The 20,671-nt window shown below is 42.5% G+C and carries 18 protein-coding genes; 8 read left to right on the plus strand and 10 right to left on the minus strand.

Features of this window, described 5'->3' with window-relative positions:
- Both B151_RS0109075 and B151_RS0109080 read right to left on the minus strand, forming a co-directional pair.
- Complete coding sequence (locus tag B151_RS0109075) at nucleotides 1-552, minus strand: DUF2267 domain-containing protein (RefSeq protein WP_020403308.1); 552 nt, start codon at nucleotides 550-552, stop codon at nucleotides 1-3.
- Nucleotides 553-676: 124 nt separating this feature from the next.
- A complete protein-coding gene (locus tag B151_RS0109080) occupies nucleotides 677-1,606 on the minus strand; it encodes a glycosyltransferase family 2 protein (protein WP_026166588.1) in 930 nt (309 codons plus the stop codon).
- Between the two features lie 99 nt (nucleotides 1,607-1,705).
- Between B151_RS0109080 and B151_RS0109085 the strand changes: the two genes are divergently transcribed.
- The gene (locus tag B151_RS0109085) at nucleotides 1,706-2,026 is read left to right on the plus strand and encodes a MerR family transcriptional regulator (protein WP_020403310.1); all 321 of its coding nucleotides are present in this window, start codon (nucleotides 1,706-1,708) and stop codon (nucleotides 2,024-2,026) included.
- A gap of 12 nt (nucleotides 2,027-2,038) precedes the next feature.
- Here the strand turns inward: B151_RS0109085 and B151_RS0109090 are convergent, their stop codons facing one another.
- On the minus strand, nucleotides 2,039-2,974 hold the full coding sequence (locus tag B151_RS0109090; RefSeq protein WP_020403311.1) for a COX15/CtaA family protein: 936 nt from the start codon (nucleotides 2,972-2,974) through the stop codon (nucleotides 2,039-2,041).
- 79 nt (nucleotides 2,975-3,053) lie between these two features.
- Here B151_RS0109090 and cyoE point away from each other — a divergent pair, with 79 nt between their 5' ends.
- On the plus strand, nucleotides 3,054-3,962 hold the full coding sequence (gene cyoE / locus B151_RS0109095) for a heme o synthase (RefSeq protein ID WP_245550387.1): 909 nt from the start codon (nucleotides 3,054-3,056) through the stop codon (nucleotides 3,960-3,962).
- Nucleotides 3,963-4,086: 124 nt separating this feature from the next.
- Here cyoE and B151_RS0109100 read toward each other — a convergent pair whose 3' ends face one another.
- Both B151_RS0109100 and B151_RS0109105 read right to left on the minus strand, forming a co-directional pair.
- The gene (locus B151_RS0109100) at nucleotides 4,087-5,637 is read right to left on the minus strand and encodes an acyl-CoA carboxylase subunit beta (RefSeq protein WP_020403313.1); all 1,551 of its coding nucleotides are present in this window, start codon (nucleotides 5,635-5,637) and stop codon (nucleotides 4,087-4,089) included.
- A 14-nt stretch (nucleotides 5,638-5,651) separates the two neighbouring features.
- Entirely contained in the window at nucleotides 5,652-7,304 is a 1,653-nt protein-coding gene (locus B151_RS0109105; protein ID WP_157470846.1) for a hypothetical protein, read from the minus strand.
- A 183-nt stretch (nucleotides 7,305-7,487) separates the two neighbouring features.
- Here B151_RS0109105 and B151_RS0109110 point away from each other — a divergent pair, with 183 nt between their 5' ends.
- Both B151_RS0109110 and B151_RS0109115 read left to right on the plus strand, forming a co-directional pair.
- Nucleotides 7,488-8,105, plus strand: coding sequence for an ABC transporter ATP-binding protein (locus tag B151_RS0109110; RefSeq protein ID WP_026166589.1), 618 nt, complete (start codon nucleotides 7,488-7,490; stop codon nucleotides 8,103-8,105).
- A gap of 145 nt (nucleotides 8,106-8,250) precedes the next feature.
- Entirely contained in the window at nucleotides 8,251-9,351 is a 1,101-nt protein-coding gene (locus tag B151_RS0109115) for an aminopeptidase (RefSeq protein WP_020403316.1), read from the plus strand.
- A gap of 250 nt (nucleotides 9,352-9,601) precedes the next feature.
- Here the strand turns inward: B151_RS0109115 and pckA are convergent, their stop codons facing one another.
- Nucleotides 9,602-11,206, minus strand: coding sequence for a phosphoenolpyruvate carboxykinase (ATP) (pckA, locus tag B151_RS0109120; protein WP_020403317.1), 1,605 nt, complete (start codon nucleotides 11,204-11,206; stop codon nucleotides 9,602-9,604).
- A 314-nt stretch (nucleotides 11,207-11,520) separates the two neighbouring features.
- On the opposite strand from pckA, the gene B151_RS0109125 reads away from it, so the two are divergent.
- Nucleotides 11,521-11,943 (plus strand): VOC family protein, encoded by a 423-nt coding sequence (locus B151_RS0109125; RefSeq protein WP_020403318.1) that lies wholly within the window; start codon nucleotides 11,521-11,523, stop codon nucleotides 11,941-11,943.
- Nucleotides 11,944-12,039: 96 nt separating this feature from the next.
- Here B151_RS0109125 and clpB read toward each other — a convergent pair whose 3' ends face one another.
- Complete coding sequence (gene clpB, locus B151_RS0109135; protein ID WP_020403319.1) at nucleotides 12,040-14,679, minus strand: ATP-dependent chaperone ClpB; 2,640 nt, start codon at nucleotides 14,677-14,679, stop codon at nucleotides 12,040-12,042.
- A gap of 169 nt (nucleotides 14,680-14,848) precedes the next feature.
- Between clpB and B151_RS0109140 the strand changes: the two genes are divergently transcribed.
- Nucleotides 14,849-15,298, plus strand: coding sequence for a hypothetical protein (locus B151_RS0109140; RefSeq protein ID WP_157470849.1), 450 nt, complete (start codon nucleotides 14,849-14,851; stop codon nucleotides 15,296-15,298).
- Between the two features lie 233 nt (nucleotides 15,299-15,531).
- On the opposite strand, the gene B151_RS0109145 is transcribed toward B151_RS0109140, so the two are convergent.
- Nucleotides 15,532-16,992, minus strand: a complete 1,461-nt coding sequence (locus B151_RS0109145) for a Do family serine endopeptidase (protein ID WP_020403321.1) — start codon at nucleotides 16,990-16,992, stop codon at nucleotides 15,532-15,534.
- A 146-nt stretch (nucleotides 16,993-17,138) separates the two neighbouring features.
- Entirely contained in the window at nucleotides 17,139-17,567 is a 429-nt protein-coding gene (locus B151_RS0109150; protein ID WP_020403322.1) for an Hsp20/alpha crystallin family protein, read from the minus strand.
- A 61-nt stretch (nucleotides 17,568-17,628) separates the two neighbouring features.
- Between B151_RS0109150 and B151_RS20095 the strand changes: the two genes are divergently transcribed.
- A complete protein-coding gene (locus B151_RS20095) occupies nucleotides 17,629-17,799 on the plus strand; it encodes a hypothetical protein (protein WP_157470852.1) in 171 nt (56 codons plus the stop codon).
- Nucleotides 17,800-17,868: 69 nt separating this feature from the next.
- On the opposite strand, the gene B151_RS0109155 is transcribed toward B151_RS20095, so the two are convergent.
- Nucleotides 17,869-19,227, minus strand: a complete 1,359-nt coding sequence (locus tag B151_RS0109155; protein WP_020403323.1) for a class II 3-deoxy-7-phosphoheptulonate synthase — start codon at nucleotides 19,225-19,227, stop codon at nucleotides 17,869-17,871.
- 117 nt (nucleotides 19,228-19,344) lie between these two features.
- Between B151_RS0109155 and B151_RS0109160 the strand changes: the two genes are divergently transcribed.
- A complete protein-coding gene (locus B151_RS0109160) occupies nucleotides 19,345-20,646 on the plus strand; it encodes an adenylate/guanylate cyclase domain-containing response regulator (RefSeq protein ID WP_020403324.1) in 1,302 nt (433 codons plus the stop codon).
- Nucleotides 20,647-20,671: the final 25 nt, after the last annotated feature.

A 20,671-nucleotide genomic window follows, 5' to 3' on the forward strand; every position in this document is an offset into this window, starting at 1 on the left:
TCACTCCATAATTGGTTCGCTGTTTTCTACGCTCTCATCCCAGTATTCCCTGATGTCTTTGGGAAGTGTGCCCCTGATATCATTTAATTCTCCTTCACTTACCCGGTTATATAAAGTAGTAAGAACTGCCCCAAACGCCTTTTGCGCTTCAATTCCGGTGGTTCCCATCAATGCTTTTCTGATGCGCTCTTCAACTTCATCAACATGAAACTTTCGGGGTTTGGCACTTATGCTGTAGCCTTCAAAGTACATACCTCTGATTAGCACCGGCAGCTGAGCCGATAAGTGTAATACTTCATTAATGGTGATTCGGTCTCGAATGATATGCATCACTTCCCTTAAAATATTCCAGGCGGTATCGGGCCGCTCTTCAAGACCAAGTTTTGATGCGATAAGATCTATCCACTCGTAAGTATCTTTTATGTTTTGGTCAAAAAGATCTTTCTTGATGGCAGACTTTTTAACGGTTTTTACTGCACTTGATTTTTCCTGTACATCGGCTGTCTCATCAAGCTTTTCATACCATTTTACTTCTTTATGTCTCTTATCCATGATGAAATCCCTCTGATTGATTTTCTAATTCAAAAAAAGGAATTCACGGATCACTTTAAGGCAGTATTACCCCTTATCCCATTGAAGGATTATTCATTACAATGATGCCTCGGAAGGTAAAAACCTAAACCTCTTCCCTTATGCGCGGTTTCTGAGTCTCAATATTATTCTTATTGATCATTTCGCCCAGCAAACCCGTAGAGAAAAGCTGCACACCAAGAACCAGCAACAAAATACCCAGGAATAAGAGAGGCCGGTCGCCAATACCTTGGCCTAAAACCAATTTTATGTAAGCAATGTATAAATTGATTCCAGACCCGATTAAAATGAACAGTACTCCAATGGTACCAAAAAAGTGCATCGGGCGCTGCAGGTATTTCTGAACAAAGGATATTGTCACCAGATCCAAAAAACCATTCATAAAACGTGAAAGCCCAAATTTGGTCTTCCCGTATTTTCTGGGATGATGCTTCACCACTTTTTCAGTAATTCGGGTAAACCCTTCTTTTTTGGCAAGCATGGGTATATAACGATGAAGTTCACCATATACATAAATATTTTCGATCACTTCCGCACGATACGCCTTTAAACCGCAGTTAAAATCGTGCAAATCGATACCGGCCACTTTTCGGGTTACGAAATTGAAGAATTTGGAAGGTATGGTCTTTGAAATGGGGTCGTGGCGTTCTTTCTTCCATCCGCTTACGAGGTCATATCCGTCTTTCAATAATTGGATCATTTCCGGGATCTCATTCGGATCATCCTGAAGGTCAGAATCCATGGTAACTACATACCGGCCTGATACTCTTTCAAAGCCGGCCTGAAGCGCCATACTTTTTCCGTAATTGTGCGAAAATGAGACCCCGTAAATATGCTTTTTTTCCTTACTCAATGCCTGGATGACGGCCCAGGAAGTATCTGACGAACCATCATCAACAAAAATGATCTCATAACTGAATATATCCCCAATAGCTTTTGCTATTTCATTCTCTAACTCCGGCAATGATTCTTCTTCATTGTACACCGGAATGACGATACTAACGTCTAATTGCATGTTTGATTGATTTTCTTCCAAAATGTATACTTTTACTAATATTCAGAAATGGTTTACTTTAAAGCCACTAAAAACGACAAAATACACTTTCTGCTTACTATGAAAAAATTGTATTACTCCATGGGTGAAGTCAGTAAGCTAACCGGCTTGGAACCCCATGTGCTTCGGAACTGGGAAAAAACCTATACCAAACTAAATCCCAAAAAGAACAGTGCAGGAAATCGTGTATTCAAAGAGCAGGAACTGGCACTTATTTTCAGGATCAAAGAGCTGCTTCACGAAAAAAAATACAGTGCAGAAGGCGTAAATGAGATCCTTAACGGTGATAAAGAAGAAACGGTACCTGAGTTAAGTGCCAAAGCCCGAAAGGATCTGAATGAAGTCAAAGTGTTCTTAAACGACCTGCTCGAAAGACTCTGAGGCAACAAGAATTCATTCTGATATCACCTTTTGATCCTTTCTTAAAACCATGATCAGCAGAAATTGTGCGCAGATCATGAAAGCCATTCCCACTAAATGCAACACCTGAAGTACCCGGGGCATATCCAAATAATATAAGCCTATCCCAATCAACACTTGCATCAAAACCAACGCCACATTGATCAATCCAAGTGAGCGTACCGGCCCTGTTGCCTCATATTTTCGAACTAAGAAATATACCCATGCACCGACTCCCATAACCACCCAGGAAAAGCTTCGGTGAACCGGAAATATCGTGCCAACCATCTCCAGCCAATTACCTCGGGGAGCAACTTCTGCTGCATTCTTGATGGCATCAATACCTTCCCGTACTTGAGTCCCCAGTACCAGCTGTATCATGGATATCACTAATAACACCCAACCGGCCGTTAAAAGCCTGCTTCTAAACTCTTCGCCAACTTTGATCTTCAAATGATCACTGGTGGCTTCAAATACACCATATAGTAAAGTGATCATGATGATCATAGCTACTACCATGTGAGCCGTGATCATGCCTGCATGCAAGCCCGTCTTTACCACAACTCCTCCCAACCATCCTTGAAATAAAACGAGCACAAGAGCCGCAGCAGAACTGTAGAAAACACCGGGTTTTGTTTTCCGATATTTAAAAGAAAGAACAAATGTAATTGTGATCAATAGCCCTATAAGTACGCCCACCAAACGGTTCACATACTCGATCCAGGTGTTGTACACATTAAACTGACTGGCATCAAACTGAGAAGGTAATTCTGCTAAACTTGTAGGCGGTATCCACATACCAAAACATTTTGGCCAATCGGGACATCCCAGCCCGGCACCAGCCGCCCTCACCAATGACCCAATCAGGATCAAAAAAATTGTGGCTGCAACGGTTGTGATCGCAGTTTTTTGAAAAGCATTTAATTTCATGTTAAAAGACTGTCAAGTAAGAGGAATAATATTTAAATTTAAGGCTGCACAAAGCAATTATACGACCTATCAAAGTTACATGAATTCAGCCGAAGAAAACATTCTCATCAAGAGATCTTTTACGGATGTTATTTCCGACTACTACCAGCTGACCAAGCCCGGCATTACCATGTCTGTGTTGGTAAGTATGTTGGTCGGGTTTATTCTTGGCAGTGGCACTAACATCAATTTTGTCACGCTCATTCACGCTTTGGTTGGAACATATTTAATAGCTGCTGGAACCGGTGCACACAACCAATTTATCGAACGCGCATCCGATGGTTTGATGAAGCGCACTTCTAAACGCCCCTTGCCCGACCGCCGTATCGATTCCAAAAGTGGAATGATCTTTTCGCTCAGTCTGATCTTTTCAGGACTATTTTATCTGATTTTGATGGTAAATCCGGTAGCCGGAGCCGTTTCATTTTTAACCGCGCTCATCTATTTGGGTGTCTATACCCCAATGAAAAAAGTTTCCCCTATTAATATTGCGATCGGGGCCATCCCGGGAGCACTTCCTCCTGTTGGAGGGTGGGCGGCAGCAACCGGAAATATTGCTGAACCGGGCATGTGGCTGTTATTCGGAATCATGTTCTTTTGGCAAGTGCCTCATGTACTATCCATTGCCTGGCTATGCAAAGATGATTATTCCAGCGCCGGGCTAAAAATGCTTCCCAAGAAAGATAAAACCGGATTTAAAACGCTGTTTTGGTCAATGATTTGTGTCTTCGGTTTATTTCCAGTCACTTTTGCCCTGTATCAACTTGGAATTTCAGGAATGATCTTTTTAGTGCTTGGTATAATTTTCGCCCTTGGATTTATGGGGTACACTATCAAATTTGGACTGGACCGATCCAAACAAAATGCCAAGCAAATGATGTTTGCTTCCATCGCCTACCTCCCGCTTGTATGGATAGCCGTATTCCTTGATCGCTTTATTTCGTTCTAAAGCTGATCTCTCCTATAAATATCTCTTCGTATTAGGGTATGGTTGTATTTTTCCAAAGCAGATTATAAAAAAAGAGCCGTCAACAGACGGCTCCAATCTCACAGCACAAAGCACACCGCACATTTTACAACGGTAAATTATCGTGCTTTTTCTTAGGTACAGAATCTACTTTATTTTGAGCCACTTCCAGTTGTTTGATCAGCTTCTCACGGGTTTCGGATGGGAGGATCACATCATCAATAAATCCCCTTCCGGCGGCAAGATAAGGGTGTGCAAAGTTTTCACTGTATTCATCTTCCAGTTCTTTCTGTTTTGCTTCAGGGTCATCCGCATTAGCGATCTCTTTTCGGAAGATAATTTCAACGGCTCCCTTGGTGCCCATTACAGCGATCTCAGCGGTGGGCCATGCTACATTATAATCGGCACGAATGTGCTTGGAGTTCATCACATCATAAGCGCCGCCATATGCTTTCCGGGTAATAACCGTCATCTTGGGCACAGTCGCTTCACAGAACGCATACAGTAATTTCGCTCCGTGTTTGATGATGCCATTCCATTCTTGATCGGTTCCCGGAAGGAAACCCGGCACGTCCTCAAACACAACCAAAGGAATATTAAAAGCATCACAAAAACGCACAAACCGAGCGCCTTTGAGTGAAGCATCTATATCCAAAACACCGGCTAAAGAAAGCGGCTGATTGGCTACAATTCCAACACTCCGTCCACCTAAACGGGCAAAACCAACTACAATATTATCCGCATAGTCTTTGTGCACCTCATAGAACGAATCTTTATCCATAATACCCCCGATCACATCGTGAATATCGTATGGTTTATTTGGGTTGAGCGGCACGAGATCTTCCAGCGCTTTGGCTTTAGTCGAATCCGGTTCTTTGGATTCGATCACAGGCACTTTTTCTTCACAATTTTGCGGAATGTATTTCATCAGCTCGCGAATGTCGTTCAGGCAAACGGCATCATTAGGACTGGAAAAATGCGAAACTCCCGACTTGGTGGTATGAGCCGAAGCTCCTCCCAACTCTTCGGATGTCACTTCTTCATGCGTAACCGTTTTTACGACATTCGGCCCGGTCACAAACATATAGCTGGTATTCTCAACCATAAAAATAAAATCGGTAAGGGCTGGACTGTAAACTGCTCCACCGGCACAAGGACCCATCACAGCCGATATCTGAGGTACAACCCCCGAGGCCATGCTGTTTCTCCAAAATACTTCAGCATATCCGCCTAAGGAAGAAACGCCTTCCTGAATTCGGGCTCCACCGGAGTCATTCAGGCCGATGATTGGAACCCCGTTTTTCATTGCCAGGTCCATGATCTTGCAGATTTTTTCGGCATGTGTTTCAGATAGGGAGCCTCCAAAAACGGTAAAATCCTGACTGAAAACATATACCGGACGCCCGTGGATCTTGCCAAATCCGGTGATCACTCCATCTCCCAGATATTGCTTTTTATCGAGCCCGAAATTTGAGCTTCTGTGTGTTACGAACTTATCAATTTCTTCAAAGCTTCCTTTGTCTAACAACAGGTCTATGCGCTCGCGGGCCGTTAATTTGCCCTTGTCATGCTGTTTTTCGATGCGGGCTTTTCCCCCGCCTTTTAGTGCTTCTTTGCGTAATTCCTGAAGTCGTTCTACTTTCGGGTTCGTAGCCATAAATACTTTTTTGTTTAGGATTTATATTCTTCAAAATAAGATTGCAGCCGATCTGTGAATTCTACTGCAATATCGGAGAACATGTCTACTTCGTTGGGTGAGAAAATATGTTCATGTATAAACTCTGATGCAGTGTCCCAATCACCAAAATCTTGAATTTTTTTAAGCGCGGTTTTGTATTTCTTTTTCTTACCGCCAAAGATCTGCTTCACAAAAACCCCTTCCTGACCCACTATAAAGTCTTCAAGATCCGGTTTTTCATTTATTTTATTGTCTTCAGCTTGATTTTCTGCATTCTCAAATAAACTGTCTTCATCTATTAATTCGTCTTCATCGGTATCGGAGCTTCCCATCAGCACATCCATTTGATCGGGACGTAAAAACTGCTGCCACATGGGTTGATCTTCTTCCTCACCATCTTCTTCCGGTTCTTCAGCAATCAGCGGTTCCAGATCATCGGTTTCATCCGGTGCAATAATTTCCTCTTCATCATCCGGCTCTACTTTGGGTTTGTCCTTTTTAGGCTGAGGTTTCTTCTGAACCTGTTCCTCATCTTCCGCATCCTCTTCTTCATCCTCATCCAGGTTTTTAAACGAGTGAGCCGCCTGATCCAATACCGTTACCAGGTTCTGGCGAAATTTCTTGATCTCATCCGTTTGTTCCCCTGATTTAAGGGACCGTGATATCTCTTCAGCATCCGGGGTCTCTTCAAATTCCTCAAAAATAGATTTTTCGTTTTGTTCCGACTTGAACAAGGCATTGAAAGATTCCTGATCCGTCATCTGTGGATCGCTGGCTTTATAATCCCCAAAAAAACTATCCAGTAAACGTTGTTCTTTTTCATCCACTACTTCCACTTCATCTTCATCGGGATGATCAAACCGGTTCTTCTGGGCGATAAGCTCTTCCCGGAATTGATCACGAAACTTCTCTTGTAGCTTCACATCCAGAAGGTCAGGATAGGAAAGGATCTCAATAAAGCGCTCTTTGGTGATCTCTTCATCCAGTGCGTTGAAAGCTTTTGCCGTCAGGTATAATCCTTTATCCTCAAAAAACAGCTGGATGAGTTTCGCATCAATTTTTCCTGCGAAAAGAGTAAAAAGCAACTCCAGCACCTGGGCCCAGTCTTTGGCAGAATAGGAAGCTACCAGGTTTGCATCCAGGTTATGAATTAACAGTTTACAGCGTTTCTTTTCCAGGGAAGAAAGCTTCCTCTTTTTCATATAAAGAGGAATAGCTTTTCCAAAGTGCTTATAGATCGTCAGCTTATCGGTTCGGCGAACCAGTTCATCATAATTCAGCTCCTCTTCCCCTTTATAGATATACTCGGCCATGTGCTGCCTGGGTTCCAGATATACCTTCACGATTTCGTTCATAACCCGGCCGGTTACTACATAGAATTTATCTTTTGGGATGCGAGAGTGTGCATATAGTGTTTCCTGAAAATCTTTCCACGCATTCTGAACAGCCGGTTTAGAGGTATCGGCCCAGGAACTTTCCTTTAGCTCAAATTCCTGGCGCAGCTTGTCATTGATCTCAATACGGATACGTTCTACAATAAAAGATGGAATTCCGGCCGAAAGCAGATCCTTAAGGGTATAGAATGGCTTATCGGATTTAACCGCGCCTATGAGCTTATCTATAATTTCTTCTACTGCCTGATGCATATCGATATTTGAAATTTCATTGAAAATAAAACCTCCCGGCTCCCAATACAATTAAGGATTTAGTATTTCTATTATTGTTTTCAAATTTTTGTTCTATGTGGCCCAGGAACCGGTGTCTTCGTCTCTTTATAAACTTTTTAAACTGACATTCACCTTATTTATCTATTCTTGCTACCTTAGGGCATGATCTCTCTTACAGTCGAAAACCTCAGCAAAAAGTTTAATACCAAGTCTGTGTTCGAAGATTTCTCCTTTGAGCACCGATCTGGAATTTTGGGAATTGCCGGCTCCAACGGAAGTGGGAAATCTACCCTATTGAAATGTCTCGCTTACCTACTTCGCCCAACTTCTGGAAATATTATCTGGAAAAATGATGAACATTTGATGAATCAAAAGGAAGTGAAAAGCCATATCGGTTTTGCTGCTCCCTACATCAATTTATATGCAGAACTTTCTGTGGCCGAGAATTTAACCTTTTTGCTGGAAGCCGGAGGTCATTCGGCTCAACCCGAAAAAATTGAGGCTTTACTGGAAAGGGTTCAAATTCCACATTTAAGAGATCAGCTTTTTGGGAGCCTTTCTACCGGACAGCAGCAACGTGCTAAACTTGCGGCTGCTTTGGTTCGGGAACCTGAAATTCTGATGCTGGATGAACCCGGTTCCAATCTTGACGAAAAAGGCCACGAATTGGTGAAATCCATCGTACAAACCGAAGCCAAAAAAGGCACACTGATTTTTCTGGCCTCCAACGATCCCAAAGAAATTTCACTTTGTGATGGGGAAGTTGATTTGGCAGTTTAGTGTTATAGTGCGATGGTGTTACGGTGTTATGGTTCCAACTCAAAACCATAACACCGTAACACTAAAACACTGCAAACTTCCGCTACATTTGCTTTAACTTCCCGTCAAAAGAATTCATCAAAATTATTTAAAAAAAGAACCGAACATGATTTCAGAAAACGATCAAAAACTGGCGACTTTAATACTTGAACACAGCACCGAAGTGCAAGCCGGACAAAATGTAATGGTTCAGCTCATTGGACTGAACGGTATCGACTTATTGCGTGCTTTGGTTGAGCAGATTCGGGCGAAAAATGCGCATCCTTTTGTGCAGATCGAAGATGCAGATACCCAACGCATTCTCATCGAAAGCGGCAATGAGGAATTCTGGAAGAACCAGGCCTCGGTCGATCAGCTTCCAAAAATGAAGCAAATGGATGCATTTATTGGCATTCGTGCTTCAGAAAATATTTATGAAAACTCCCAAGCAAGCAAAGAAGCGAATAAAGCCTATTCTGAACATTTTCTGAAACCGGTTCATTTTGATGAGCGTGTGAATAATACCAACTGGTGCATTATGCGCTATCCCTCTTCGGCTTTTGCCATGAATGCCAAGATGCCCACCCGCGCGTTTGCTGAATTTTATTACAACGCTTGTCTTGTTGATTACGCACAGCTTGAAGAAGCCATGAAGCCTCTCGAAAAACGACTGCGGGCAACGGATGAAATTCATTTAAAAGGAGACGGAACCGATATCAAATTCTCGGTAAAAGGACAAAATTGGGTGCCTTGTTTTGGCAAACGAAATGTCCCAGATGGCGAGCTTTTTACTTCCCCCGTTCTGGATTCTGTGAATGGAGTGATCTCCTATGCTCCCTCTGTCTACCAAGGTAAGCCTTTTGAGTTTGTGAAGCTGGAAGTGGAGAACGGTGTGGTAGTTGATTTCGATTCTTCCAACAATGAAGCCCTCAAAGATATCCTCGATACCGATGAAGGCGCACGACGTTTTGGAGAATTCAGTTTTGGTTTGAACCCGGTCATTGAAAGCCCGATGTATGATATTCTGTTTGATGAGAAGATCTACGGCTCCAATCACCTTACCCTTGGCAAAGATTACGAAGTTGCGCCAAATGGCAACTCAAGTAACATCCATTGGGATCTGGTGTGCATCGGCCCGGATGTGTACCTCGATGGCGAACTCATTCGCGAAGGACGTAAGTTTGTAGTGGATGATTTGAAAGGGTTGAATCCTGAAGAACTCTTATAACATGTAAATACAAACTATACTTCGCTCCAACGCAGAGCGTAGGAACGAGGTATAGACTATTATCCTAAAGTAAGTCGTCACTAAAGAAGATAACCTGTATCCCTCCTGAAGGGCCGGCAAATCAGTTTACTGATTTTACAGGGAGGAGAGTCAGAAACCCATATCTTTCATAAAAAGGGCGGACAAACTGTCCGCCCTACGCTATTCTCTTCTCAACTCAGGCTTTCATATTGTAAGGCAAGATTAGTTTTTATCCTTCAGCACTAACTTTAGGCCCGGCTTGGATAATAGCTTCACTGCTTCCGTCTTTATACTTACTAAAGTTCTTGGCAAATAGTTTACCAAGTTTCTCAGCTTGTTTATCGTAAGCTTCATGATCTTCCCAGGTATTTCGTGGAAGCAGGATCTCGGGATCAACATTTGGGCATTCTGTTGGTATTTGAAATCCAAATACTTCATCCTCAACGGTAGGAACTCCATCCAGTTCCCCTTCATGAATTGCGTCTATGATGGCTCTTGTACTTTTCAGATCCATTCGACTGCCTTTTCCATAAGGCCCGCCTGTCAAGCCGGTATTCACCAACCATGCATTTGACCCATGCTCTCTCATTTTCTTAGCTAATAATTCCGCATACTTGGAAGGATGCCACACAAGAAAAGCGGCACCAAAGCAGGCAGAAAATGTAGCTTCAGGCTCGGTAACACCCACTTCCGTTCCCGCTACTTTTGCGGTATATCCACTGATGAAATGGTACATGGCTTGTTCCGGAGAAAGTTTACTGACGGGGGGTAACACCCCAAAAGCATCATAAGTCAGAAATATGATGTTATTTGGATGACCGGCAACACACGGAATTTTTGCATTTGAGATATAATCGATCGGATAGGAGGCCCTTGTGTTTTGGGTGATGGAAATATCATCATAATCAACCTCGCGGGTTTCCTCATCATAACCTACGTTTTCAAGAACGGTTCCGAATTTAATAGCCCCATAGATCTCAGGTTCCTTTTCTTCTGAAAGATTGATCGTTTTAGCATAACAACCACCCTCGATATTAAATACACCATCATCACTCCAACAGTGTTCATCATCTCCGATCAGCTTGCGGTTTTTATCTGCGGAAAGAGTAGTCTTACCGGTTCCGGACAGCCCAAAAAAGAGAGCCACATCATTGGGATGTTTTCCTTCATTGGCAGAACAATGCATGGAAAGGACATTCCTTTTCGGCATCAGGTAATGCATTACCGTGAAGATGCCTTTCTTCATCTCGCCTGCATATTCGGTTCCCAGAATGACCATTTCTTTGCGTTTGAAATTAACGTCCACACTGGCTTCCGAAGTCATTCCCTCGGTATATTTATTGGCAGGAAATTTACCGGCATTGTACACCACAAAATCCGGTTCACCGAAATGCTCAAGTTCTTTTTTAGTTGGGCGGATCAGCATGTTGTGCATGAATAATCCGTGATAAGGGCGTTCTGCAATGATTCTCACTTTGAGCCGGTATTTGGGATCCCAGCCGGCAAAACCATCAATCACATATAGCCGTTCGCGCGTATTCAAATAATCGGTAGCCCGTTGCCAATTAATATCGAAAGTATGTTCATCCAGGGAGATATTTACATTTCCCCACCAAACATCATCGTGAATGTCCGGAGTATCTACTACACGTTTGTCGGCCGGACTTCTCCCCGTCCGCTTTCCGGATCGCACCACCAATGCGCCTTCTTTGGTGATCGCCGATCCCTGATCATATTTAATTGCCTCCTCGTAAAATGCAGCTGGTGATGAGTTACGAAGTACTTTCTTTACTGTTATCCCTTGTTTCGATAAGTCGAGTGTTTGAGCAGCCATGATTTTATGGTTGAGTGTTAGTCTTGAGTGACATTTTTAAAAAATTCATTTATGATGAATGTTGTATGAATAAAAACTAAAATCGGTAAGAAAAATTCAGTTTTACTTTGATTTGATGCTATTGGAAAATATTTGTTTTGCACTGAGCACCGGAATCAAGCTGAGATTGTAAACACCACCAAAGGGTATTATTTGCTTACTCATCACGTTCTGTATCAGAGTTAAAACCTAACTAACTATCACCATTTAGTTTTATATACTAAGACAGATCGAATTGCCCATACCCTTATCATAAATTCAGAAAAAACTTAACTATGAAAAAAAGAGTAACAGGAATTGGCGGAATCTTTTTTAAGAGTAAAGACCCTCAGGCTTCAAAAGAATGGTATAAAAAGCATCTTGGTATAAACAGTGGGAAATATGGCGGAACGTTTGAATGGCGACATGCCCAGGCACCTGATAAAAAAGGCTTCACCGCCTGGAGTGTGTTTGATCAAAATACGGAGTACACCAATCCCAGCGAGAAAGATTTCATGATCAACTACCGGGTTGAAAATCTTGAAGAACTGCTGAAAGCACTAAAGGAAGAAGGCGTGGAAGTAGTCGGCGAAATGGAAGTATTTGAATATGGAAAATTTGGATGGATCATGGATCCCAACGGCATCAAAATTGAACTTTGGGAGCCGGTTGATACTGAGTATGATAAGATCAAGGGTGAGACGAATCTATCCAGCTAAGCTGGAATTCAAAATGGAAGATTTAAAATTAAAAATTGGGCCGGTTTTTATTCCCGAGCCCAATTTTTTGATCCTTAATTTTGAATTTTTAATTACCTAATCAGCTTCCGCCCAGGCTTCTACATCATCAAGCACTTCAGCGAACTGAATGACATCACCGGAAGTATCAAGAGTTGCCTCATAATGAACCGGGCCTTCTTCTTCTCTGCTAAGCAGCAATGAGGCTAATTTGTTGGTGATATTTTGTTGGATCACCCGCTTCAACGGACGTGCTCCATACACCGGATCGTATCCGCGTGAAGCCAGCCAGTCTTTCACGGTATCCGGCACATCCAGCGTAACCTGATTTTTGGCCAGCATTTGATGCACACGCTTGAGCTGAATATCCACGATGGCGCGAATATGACTTTGATCAAGCGGATGGAATACAATGGTGTCATCCACACGGTTCAGGAATTCAGGCCGGATGGTTTTCTTGAGCTGATCGATCAGTTTATTCTGCAGCTCTTCGTACTTCTCATCACTCATATCACCACCTGATTTCTCGATCTCGTTGGAGATCAGGTGTGAACCGATGTTTGACGTCATGATGATGATGGTGTTCTTGAAATCAACCGTCACGCCTTTGTTATCGGTAAGGCGACCTTCATCCAAAACCTGCAGTAAGATATTGAATACATCGGGATGGGCTTTTTCGATCTCATCCAGCAGGATTACCGAATACGGATGTCGACGAGCCGCTTCGGTGAGCTGCCCCCCCTCATCATACCCAACATAACCAGGAGGTGCACCAACCAAACGACTGACGCTGTGTTTCTCCATGTATTCACTCATATCGATGCGAATCATAGCATTTTCATCATTGAACAAAAAATCAGCCAATGAGCGAGCGAGTTCTGTCTTACCTACCCCGGTTGAGCCAAGAAAGAAGAATGAGCCTATAGGCCGCTGTTCATCCTGCAAACCGGCTCTCGATCTACGAACGGCATTTGAAACGGCTTCAATAGCCTTATCCTGACCGATCACGCGTTTATGCAACTCTTCTTCGAGATGCATCAATTTTTGGCGTTCGCTTTGTAGCATTTTCCGAACCGGAATTCCGGTCCACCGAGCTACAATATCAGCGATATCTTCGGCATCCACTTCCTCCTTCAGCAGGGAATGGTTCTCCTGCATCTCATCCAGTTTTTCCTGGGATTTTTTGAGGTCATTTTCGAGCTGCGTGATGGTTCCATATCGAAGCTCAGCCACTTTCTCATAATTACCCTGACGTTCGGCTTTATCGGCTTCATTTCGTGACGTTTCGATGGCCTGCTTCAGCTCGCGTACTTTCTGGATTAGATCCCGCTCCTGCTCCCACTGCACTCGCATTGATTTACGCTGTTCCTCAAGATCAGCTAATTCCTTTTCAATACTCTTTATTTTGGACTGATCTTGCTCTCGCTTTAATGCCTCCCGTTCAATTTCAAGCTGACGGATTTGTCGTTCTATAGCATCCAGTTCTTCGGGGAGAGAATCGATTTGCAAGCGCAATCTTGAGGCGGCTTCATCAATAAGGTCAATGGCTTTATCCGGCAAGAATCGATCGCCAATGTAACGATGAGAAAGTTCAGCGGCAGCAACTACAGCAGAGTCTTTGATGCGAACTCCGTGATGCACTTCATACCGCTCCTGCAATCCACGTAAAATAGACACGGTATCTTCAATGGATGGCTCATTCACCATCACCGTTTGTAAACGTCGTTCCAGTGCTTTGTCTTTTTCAATGTATTTACGGTATTCGTCCAGCGTAGTAGCACCGATTGCGTGCAATTCCCCACGAGCCAATGCAGGTTTCAGGATGTTAGCCGCATCCATGGCTCCCTCGGTGGCGCCGGCCCCTACCAGCGTATGAATTTCATCTATAAACAGAATGATCTGACCGTCCGACTCTGACACATCTTTGACTACAGCTTTGAGTCTTTCCTCAAACTCACCCCGAAACTTAGTTCCTGCAACCAAAGCCCCCATATCCAACGCTACAATTCGTTTGGATTTGAGTCCTTCAGGAACATCACCCCGCACAATTCTAAGTGCCATTCCTTCAGCAATCGCGGTTTTACCAACGCCAGGTTCTCCAATAAGAACGGGGTTATTCTTGGTTCGGCGACTAAGGATCTGCATCACACGACGTATTTCCTGGTCACGGCCAATAACAGGATCCAGTTTGTTTTTCTCTGCCAGTTCGTTCAGGTCTCGGGCATATTTCTTAAGTGCACCATAGCGACTTTCAGCATTTGGGTCATCCACTGTCTGATTTCCGCGGACATCTTTTAATACTTTAAGAATATTTTCTTTGGTAACATTTTGATCTTTGAGCAGATTTGCGACTTCTCCCTTCACCTCCGTCATACCAATCAGAATATGCTCAGAACTTATATATTCATCCCCAAGCTTTGAACTTTCTTTTTGGGCAATATCAAATAACTGTTTACTTGTATTCGATAAATATTGCCCGGTTACAGAAGAACCCTGAACTTTTGGAAGCCGCTCAATAACAGAGTCCACTACTTTAGTGATTGCCCCTGAATTGGCTCCAAGTTTACTCAATAGGGTATTTACAATACTCTCCTGATCACTTAAAAAAGCTTTTAAAATATGGGCAGGCTCTACCGCCTGATTATTGGCAGTTTGTGCAAATTCAATAGATCGCTGAACAGCTTCTTGTGCTTTCAGTGTAAATTTATTCATGTTCATAATAGAATCTCCGATTTTCTCTTGTTCTGCTTATATATCTTCCAAAACCGTGCCTGTCGTTTACTATTGACATTTTTACAGTATCATAATTAACATGATCATGTAATTTTTAATTATTGACTGTATTTATTAATGTTTAACACATAATTATAACATCAAACTTCTACCTATGTCCTCAAAACGATACTATTCGATTTCCTTAATTCTATTTGGCTTAATAGCCACTTTCTTTATTCACGCTTGTGCTTCAACAAGTTATGGATTGCAAGAACCCCACCTTTACAATAACTCATTTGATCAGGTACTGACAACCATCGAGAAAGTTTTGCAGGACGAACAGATGGTTATCATGAATGCCGAAAAGCTTGAGGGAGGCGATTTATATAAGATCTATTTTTTTAAGAAAAGTGGCCGAATTGATGAACGAAATTTCGAAACCGGCCATACTGCAGAAATTAATATTCGAAAAGTTGAAGACCGCATTACCAGTGTTGAGATTAAAGAAGAATATGACCGGGCCTTAACCCGAGATGAATACCGGGAACATTTGGCAAGAGATGTATTCAAGGGATTGGAAGAGCGCCTGAAACTGATCCCTAAAAATCAACAAGATATGTAAATAAAAAAACCCTGAACTGTATCAGAGCTCAGGGTTTGGGTTTTTCGGGGTACAAAAATCTTAAAAATTCTTATAACACAAAGATACAAAATGTTTTGCAAGATTCACTGTAATTTTTGGTAAATGGGAGACATTTGTTTTAGAGTTTTTTAACCACAACTTTTATAAAAAACCCAGGTCCGTATCAGGAACCTGGGTTTGGGTTTTCGGGGTACAAAAATCTTTACACCTTATTAGAGTTCAAATGCGATGTATTGTTCCACATTATTTCTATAAACGGTTAGCAATACAACTTCATTATCATTTTCTTCAATGGCTGAATAAAATTCATTAACTGTAGAGATTTTTTTTCTTTGCACAGAGGTTATGACATCACCTCTTCTTAAACCTCTTTCGTAAGCATTGCTACTTTGTTGAACTTCTGTAACCACAATTCCTTCCAAATCATTCGGAGCGTTTAACTGTCTTCGTATATCTGAATTAAGTTCTTGTAAGTCAAAACCTAACCGCTCTTTTAATTCCTGACTGTTCTGAGGAACTGCCTGTGCAATTGATTCTGCTCTTTTCCCTAATGTTACTTCAACTTCCATATTTTCATCATCTCTGATAATACCTAATGTTACGTTATCATCGGGTTTGAAAGCCGCTATTTGTGTCCTGAAGCTATCCCAATTTCTGATCTTCTCATCATTTAAAGAAATGATGATATCATCTTCTTTGAGTCCGGCTTTATCTGCTGGACTATCTTCTTCAACGTTTCCAACTATGATACCGCGTACATTATCTAAACCTAATGCACGAGCCAGTGTTTGATCAACTTCCCCTTTGTAAGTAATGCCTAAATAGCCACGTGAAACTTCACCGTCGTCAATCAGGTCGTCCATAATTCTCTTAGCGAGATTGATAGGAATGGCAAATCCAATGCCGTCATTTCCTCCGGAGCGGGATGCTATGGCAGAATTAATGCCTACTAATTGCCCATTTACATCAATAAGTGCTCCTCCGGAATTCCCGGGGTTGATGGCTGCATCGGTTTGGATATAATCTCCATAAAAAGTCAAATTATTTAAAGACCGGCCCCTCGCGCTCACAATCCCAAAAGAGACCGTGTGAGCCAGGTCTTCGGAAAGCGGGCTTCCAATAGCCAATACCAAGGAACCGACTTTCAGTTCATCACTGTTGCCCATTTCAACAACCGGAAGGTCATCCACATCGATCTGTAACACAGCAATGTCTGTTTGTGGGTCACTTCCAATGACCTCAGCGCTTACCTCATCTCCGCTCATCAACCGAACCTGAATTTCATCAGCTTCCTCGATCACGTGATTGTTAGTAAGAATATATCCTTCATCAGAAACGATCACTCCGGACCCAAGTCCGCGCTGCACACGCTCGCGGGTTTCACCTTCTCCCCGTGGGTTTCCAAAAAAACGGGCAAAAGGGTCAATCACCCTGACTTCCTGCGTGCGTTTTGTTGTAATGGTTACAACCGAGGGGTTCGTTTTCTCGGCTATATCTACGATTGCATCATTAAAATCTTTTAGAGAAGAAACGGGCCGGGCTTCCGCCGAAGTAACTTCCGTATCATAATTAGGGAGTGAAACATTTTCTTTATTGGTTGTGGCAAAATTTAAACCAAGCAGTACCAACAAAGCTGCAGCCACCCCAAAAGTGTTTTTCACGAAGGTATTCATTTGAGTTCCTTTTAATTCTTATTTCTAATTCGAATTAACAACGCATCAACTTTCCAAAATTGTGCAGGCTAAATATTTCTTTACAAACAGTAAAAAGCCGGGGCTGCGATCAAGCAACCCCGGTTCCCTTAACCTAATGGATCAAGCTATGCAATCTTGATCTGCTTCTTAACCTTTTCTTCGCTTTTATTAATGGTGATATCCAACACACCATTTTCATATTTTGCTTCAATACTGCTTTCGTCGATATTGTCTGGCAGTTGGAAAGAACGGCTGAATGTGCCAAAACCTGATTCTAAACGATGATAGTTTTTTCCTTCATCTTCTTTCTCAAACTTACGCTCACCGCTAATGGTCAAGCGACCATCATCCAGATCAACGCTGATGTCTTCTTTCTTCATGCCCGGTAAAGCAACTGATATCTCGAAACTGTTTTCAGTCTCTGATATATCAACGCTGGGCACAAAAGAATCTTTTTTATACCTGATTGAATCATTAAAAAATTCATCAAGGATGTCACTGAATCTTTTGCTGTGAAGATCTACATTTGGTCGTGTATAGTTGATAAGTGCCATAATGAACTTCGTTATTTGTTAGAGTTTTTATCATTAATTTAGTTCATTAGTTGCAAGGTATATGCCAACTCTGTTAGTCGGTCTTTTTCTGACAGAGGGACAAAATGAAACTGCTGAAATTTCAGATGGGCTTGAGGTTGTAGCAATGTTGACAGCTCCAAAAGGCAGGACTGTCAGAAGCACAACCATGATGGCAGGAATCGGTTCGGGTTATGAAGAATGCCGGAGGTGAAATCAGGAATTATTGTTGTTCAATGGTTTGAAGCAACTAATTCCTGATTTTTAATTATTGGTCTTATTTTTACAAATAGCTCTTTTTCCACTCCCGGGCAACCAGAAAAGCCATTTCAAGACTTTGCTCATAATTCAAACGGGGATCGCAAAAGGTCTCATAATTTCGGTTCAAGCCTTTTTCATCCAAACCGTTGGCCCCGCCTACACATTCTGTGACATTATCGCCGGTCAATTCAAGATGAACTCCGCCAAGGTAACTCCCCTCGGCACGGTGGATAGCAAAAGCTGACCTTACTTCACTGAGAATATCGTCAAAATTTCTTGTTTTAATACCTCCATCCGTGTTAAAGGTATTGCCGTGCATTGGATCTGAGCTCCAAACTACCGGAAAGCCTTCCCGGCGAACAGCCCGAATCAACTCCGGCAGATCATCTTCGATCACATTTTTACCAAAACGGGTGATTAAAACGATCTTGCCAGCCTCATGATTTGGATTCAGCGTTTCGATCAGCTTCAGAGTCTCATCAATATTGAATGGAGGCCCAACCTTTATGCCAACAGGATTATTGATTCCACGAAAATACTCAACATGGGCTCCATCAAGTTCACGAGTTCTGTTTCCAAGCCAAACCATATGTGCACTTAAATTAAAATGTCCGGGTTTTCGGGGAACCGGCCTGGTTTGTGCCGAATCGTAATACAAGTTCAAAGCCTCGTGGGAGGTGTAAAAATCCACTTTTTGAAGGGTTGAAAAAGTATCCGGAGCGATGGATTCTACAAACCTAACGGCTTTGGTAATAGACTTAACCATATCTTCATACTCAGCGTAATACTCATTATTTTGCATGAAATCGAGCTCCCACTGTTCCGGGTGATGCAAATCGGCAAAGCCCTCATCTGCTAAAGCACGCAAAAAATTGAGTGTCAATCCGGCTTTGTGATATCCTTCCAAAAGGCGTTCCGGGTCGGGCGTACGTACTCCCGATTCTGATTCATAACCGTTAATGAGGTCTCCCCGGTAATTATGAATTTCCTTACCGTTCACGGTTTCGAAGTCGCTGGATCGAGGTTTGGCATATTGCCCCGCGATTCTTCCAACACGCACCACCGGCACTCCCATCTCGTGAATAAGAATGAAACTGGTTTGCAGTAACACCTTCACCATGTTTACGATCTTGGGTGCTTTAGTAGCATCAAAGCTTTCGGCACAATCGCCGCCTTGCAACAGAAATGATTTTCCGGCAGCCACATCTGCCAGCTTATTTTTAAGTGCGTCAATTTCCCATGAGGTCACCAGTGGAGGCAAGCCTTTGAGCGTTTCAAAAGCCTCTTCAAGTTTTTGCTGATCCGGATATTCGGGAAGCTGTTTTACAGGTTTTTGTTTCCAGGAAGTGGGATTCCAGTTTTTGTTTGCTACTTCTTGCATAAAAATATTTTCTGAGTGAGGTCTAAAACTATCGGTTTTTCACAGCTTATGCTGAAATTTCTTGGACATTGTTAACATTTATAAAATATATTTAGTCTCAAACTTAAAGTTAATGATATGTTAGAAACGAAGCCGCGCATTTTAGTTGTGGATGATCATCCTGCTCTGGTAACACTTACAAGGCATAAATTAATTCAAAAGGGGTATGAGGTACTGACCGCTCAGAATGGCGAAGACGGATTAGAACTCGCCAAAAAAGAATATCCAGACCTGATCCTAAGCGATGTTGACATGCCACTTATGGACGGATTCGAATTTTGTGCGGCCGTCAAAGATCATGAGCGGCTGTATAAGATCCCGTTCATCCTGATCACTTCTATGGCCACCACCGAGCATATCATGAAAGGAATTGAATCGGGAGCCAACAACTACCTCACCAAGCCCTTTGATGATGAAACGTTGTTTTCAAAAATTGAAGAGCTGCTTCAAAATCCACCGCTACCGAAGAAGGATGCTGAAAGTGTAGAGGTTGTTATTGAAGGAAAAGAGTATCAGGTACAAGCTGATTATACTCACCTGATCAACCTGCTTATTTCTACCTATAAAAATACCCTGGAGCAGAATCATCAGCTTAGTAAAATGCAATCGGGATTGAATGCAGTAAACAAGGAACTGGAGATCACTAAAAAAGAACATGAGGAATTGATCCATAACATCTTTCCGGAAAAGGTAGCAGAAAACCTGCTTGCATATGGTAATGTCAACCCCGAGCGATATCAGGATTCCACAGTCATGTTCACTGACTTTGCCGGTTTCACTAAAGTGGTGCCGGAGCTTAGTCCTGAAAAACTTATTAAAAGCCTCAGTTACTATTTTGATGAGTTCGATGAGATCACTGCCCGGCACAATTTGATCAAAATAAAAACCATCGGCGACAGCTACATGGCCGCGGGTGGCCTCCCCGAACGCAACGCCTCACATCCCGTAGATGCTATTCTGGCCGCACTTAAGATCAGAAATTTTGTCAAATCGGCAGCTGAAAATAAGAATACAGACATTCCTTACTTACCTATTCGAATTGGTATTCACACCGGAAAAGCCGTAGTTGGAGTGATCGGGAAAAGTCGTTTTGCATATGACATTTGGGGCGAAACCGTGAACCTTGCAGCCCGCCTCGAATTCCATTCTGAAGATAATGGTATTAACATCTCTGAAACTACATACAACCGTGTAAAAGACTTCTTTGAATTTAAAGACCGGGGTAAAGTGAAAACCAAGAACATCGGGGAGATCCCCATGTATTTTGTAGAACGCATAAAAACTGAATTTTCAGATGATGACGCCGGTATCATCCCTAACCGATTCTTCATAAAAGAATTCAATGACCTGATTCGGCGTTCGGAAGAATCGTCTGACTAAGATTTTTGAGGTCAATAAATTGACC

Source organism: Gracilimonas tropica DSM 19535 (assembly GCF_000375425.1).
In the GTDB taxonomy this organism is placed as follows: Bacteria; Bacteroidota; Rhodothermia; order Balneolales; family Balneolaceae; genus Gracilimonas; species Gracilimonas tropica.

Bases quoted from the DNA above. Each gene is read 5' to 3' on its own strand.
- B151_RS0109085 (WP_020403310.1), top strand. From the start codon at position 1,706: ATGAAAAAATTGTATTACTCCATGGGTGAAGTCAGTAAGCTAACCGGC.
- B151_RS0109105 (WP_157470846.1), bottom strand. From the start codon at position 7,304: ATGCATCAGGCAGTAGAAGAAATTATAGATAAGCTCATAGGCGCGGTT.
- B151_RS0109140 (WP_157470849.1), top strand. From the start codon at position 14,849: ATGTCCTCAAAACGATACTATTCGATTTCCTTAATTCTATTTGGCTTA.
- B151_RS0109075 (WP_020403308.1), bottom strand. From the start codon at position 552: ATGGATAAGAGACATAAAGAAGTAAAATGGTATGAAAAGCTTGATGAG.
- B151_RS0109155 (WP_020403323.1), bottom strand. From the start codon at position 19,227: ATGCAAGAAGTAGCAAACAAAAACTGGAATCCCACTTCCTGGAAACAA.
- clpB (WP_020403319.1), bottom strand. From the start codon at position 14,679: ATGAACATGAATAAATTTACACTGAAAGCACAAGAAGCTGTTCAGCGA.
- B151_RS20095 (WP_157470852.1), top strand. From the start codon at position 17,629: ATGCCAACTCTGTTAGTCGGTCTTTTTCTGACAGAGGGACAAAATGAA.
- B151_RS0109125 (WP_020403318.1), top strand. From the start codon at position 11,521: ATGAAAAAAAGAGTAACAGGAATTGGCGGAATCTTTTTTAAGAGTAAA.
- cyoE (WP_245550387.1), top strand. From the start codon at position 3,054: ATGAATTCAGCCGAAGAAAACATTCTCATCAAGAGATCTTTTACGGAT.
- B151_RS0109080 (WP_026166588.1), bottom strand. From the start codon at position 1,606: ATGCAATTAGACGTTAGTATCGTCATTCCGGTGTACAATGAAGAAGAA.
- B151_RS0109090 (WP_020403311.1), bottom strand. From the start codon at position 2,974: ATGAAATTAAATGCTTTTCAAAAAACTGCGATCACAACCGTTGCAGCC.
- B151_RS0109115 (WP_020403316.1), top strand. From the start codon at position 8,251: ATGATTTCAGAAAACGATCAAAAACTGGCGACTTTAATACTTGAACAC.
- B151_RS0109160 (WP_020403324.1), top strand. From the start codon at position 19,345: ATGTTAGAAACGAAGCCGCGCATTTTAGTTGTGGATGATCATCCTGCT.
- pckA (WP_020403317.1), bottom strand. From the start codon at position 11,206: ATGGCTGCTCAAACACTCGACTTATCGAAACAAGGGATAACAGTAAAG.
- B151_RS0109150 (WP_020403322.1), bottom strand. From the start codon at position 17,567: ATGGCACTTATCAACTATACACGACCAAATGTAGATCTTCACAGCAAA.
- B151_RS0109100 (WP_020403313.1), bottom strand. From the start codon at position 5,637: ATGGCTACGAACCCGAAAGTAGAACGACTTCAGGAATTACGCAAAGAA.
- B151_RS0109110 (WP_026166589.1), top strand. From the start codon at position 7,488: ATGATCTCTCTTACAGTCGAAAACCTCAGCAAAAAGTTTAATACCAAG.
- B151_RS0109145 (WP_020403321.1), bottom strand. From the start codon at position 16,992: ATGAATACCTTCGTGAAAAACACTTTTGGGGTGGCTGCAGCTTTGTTG.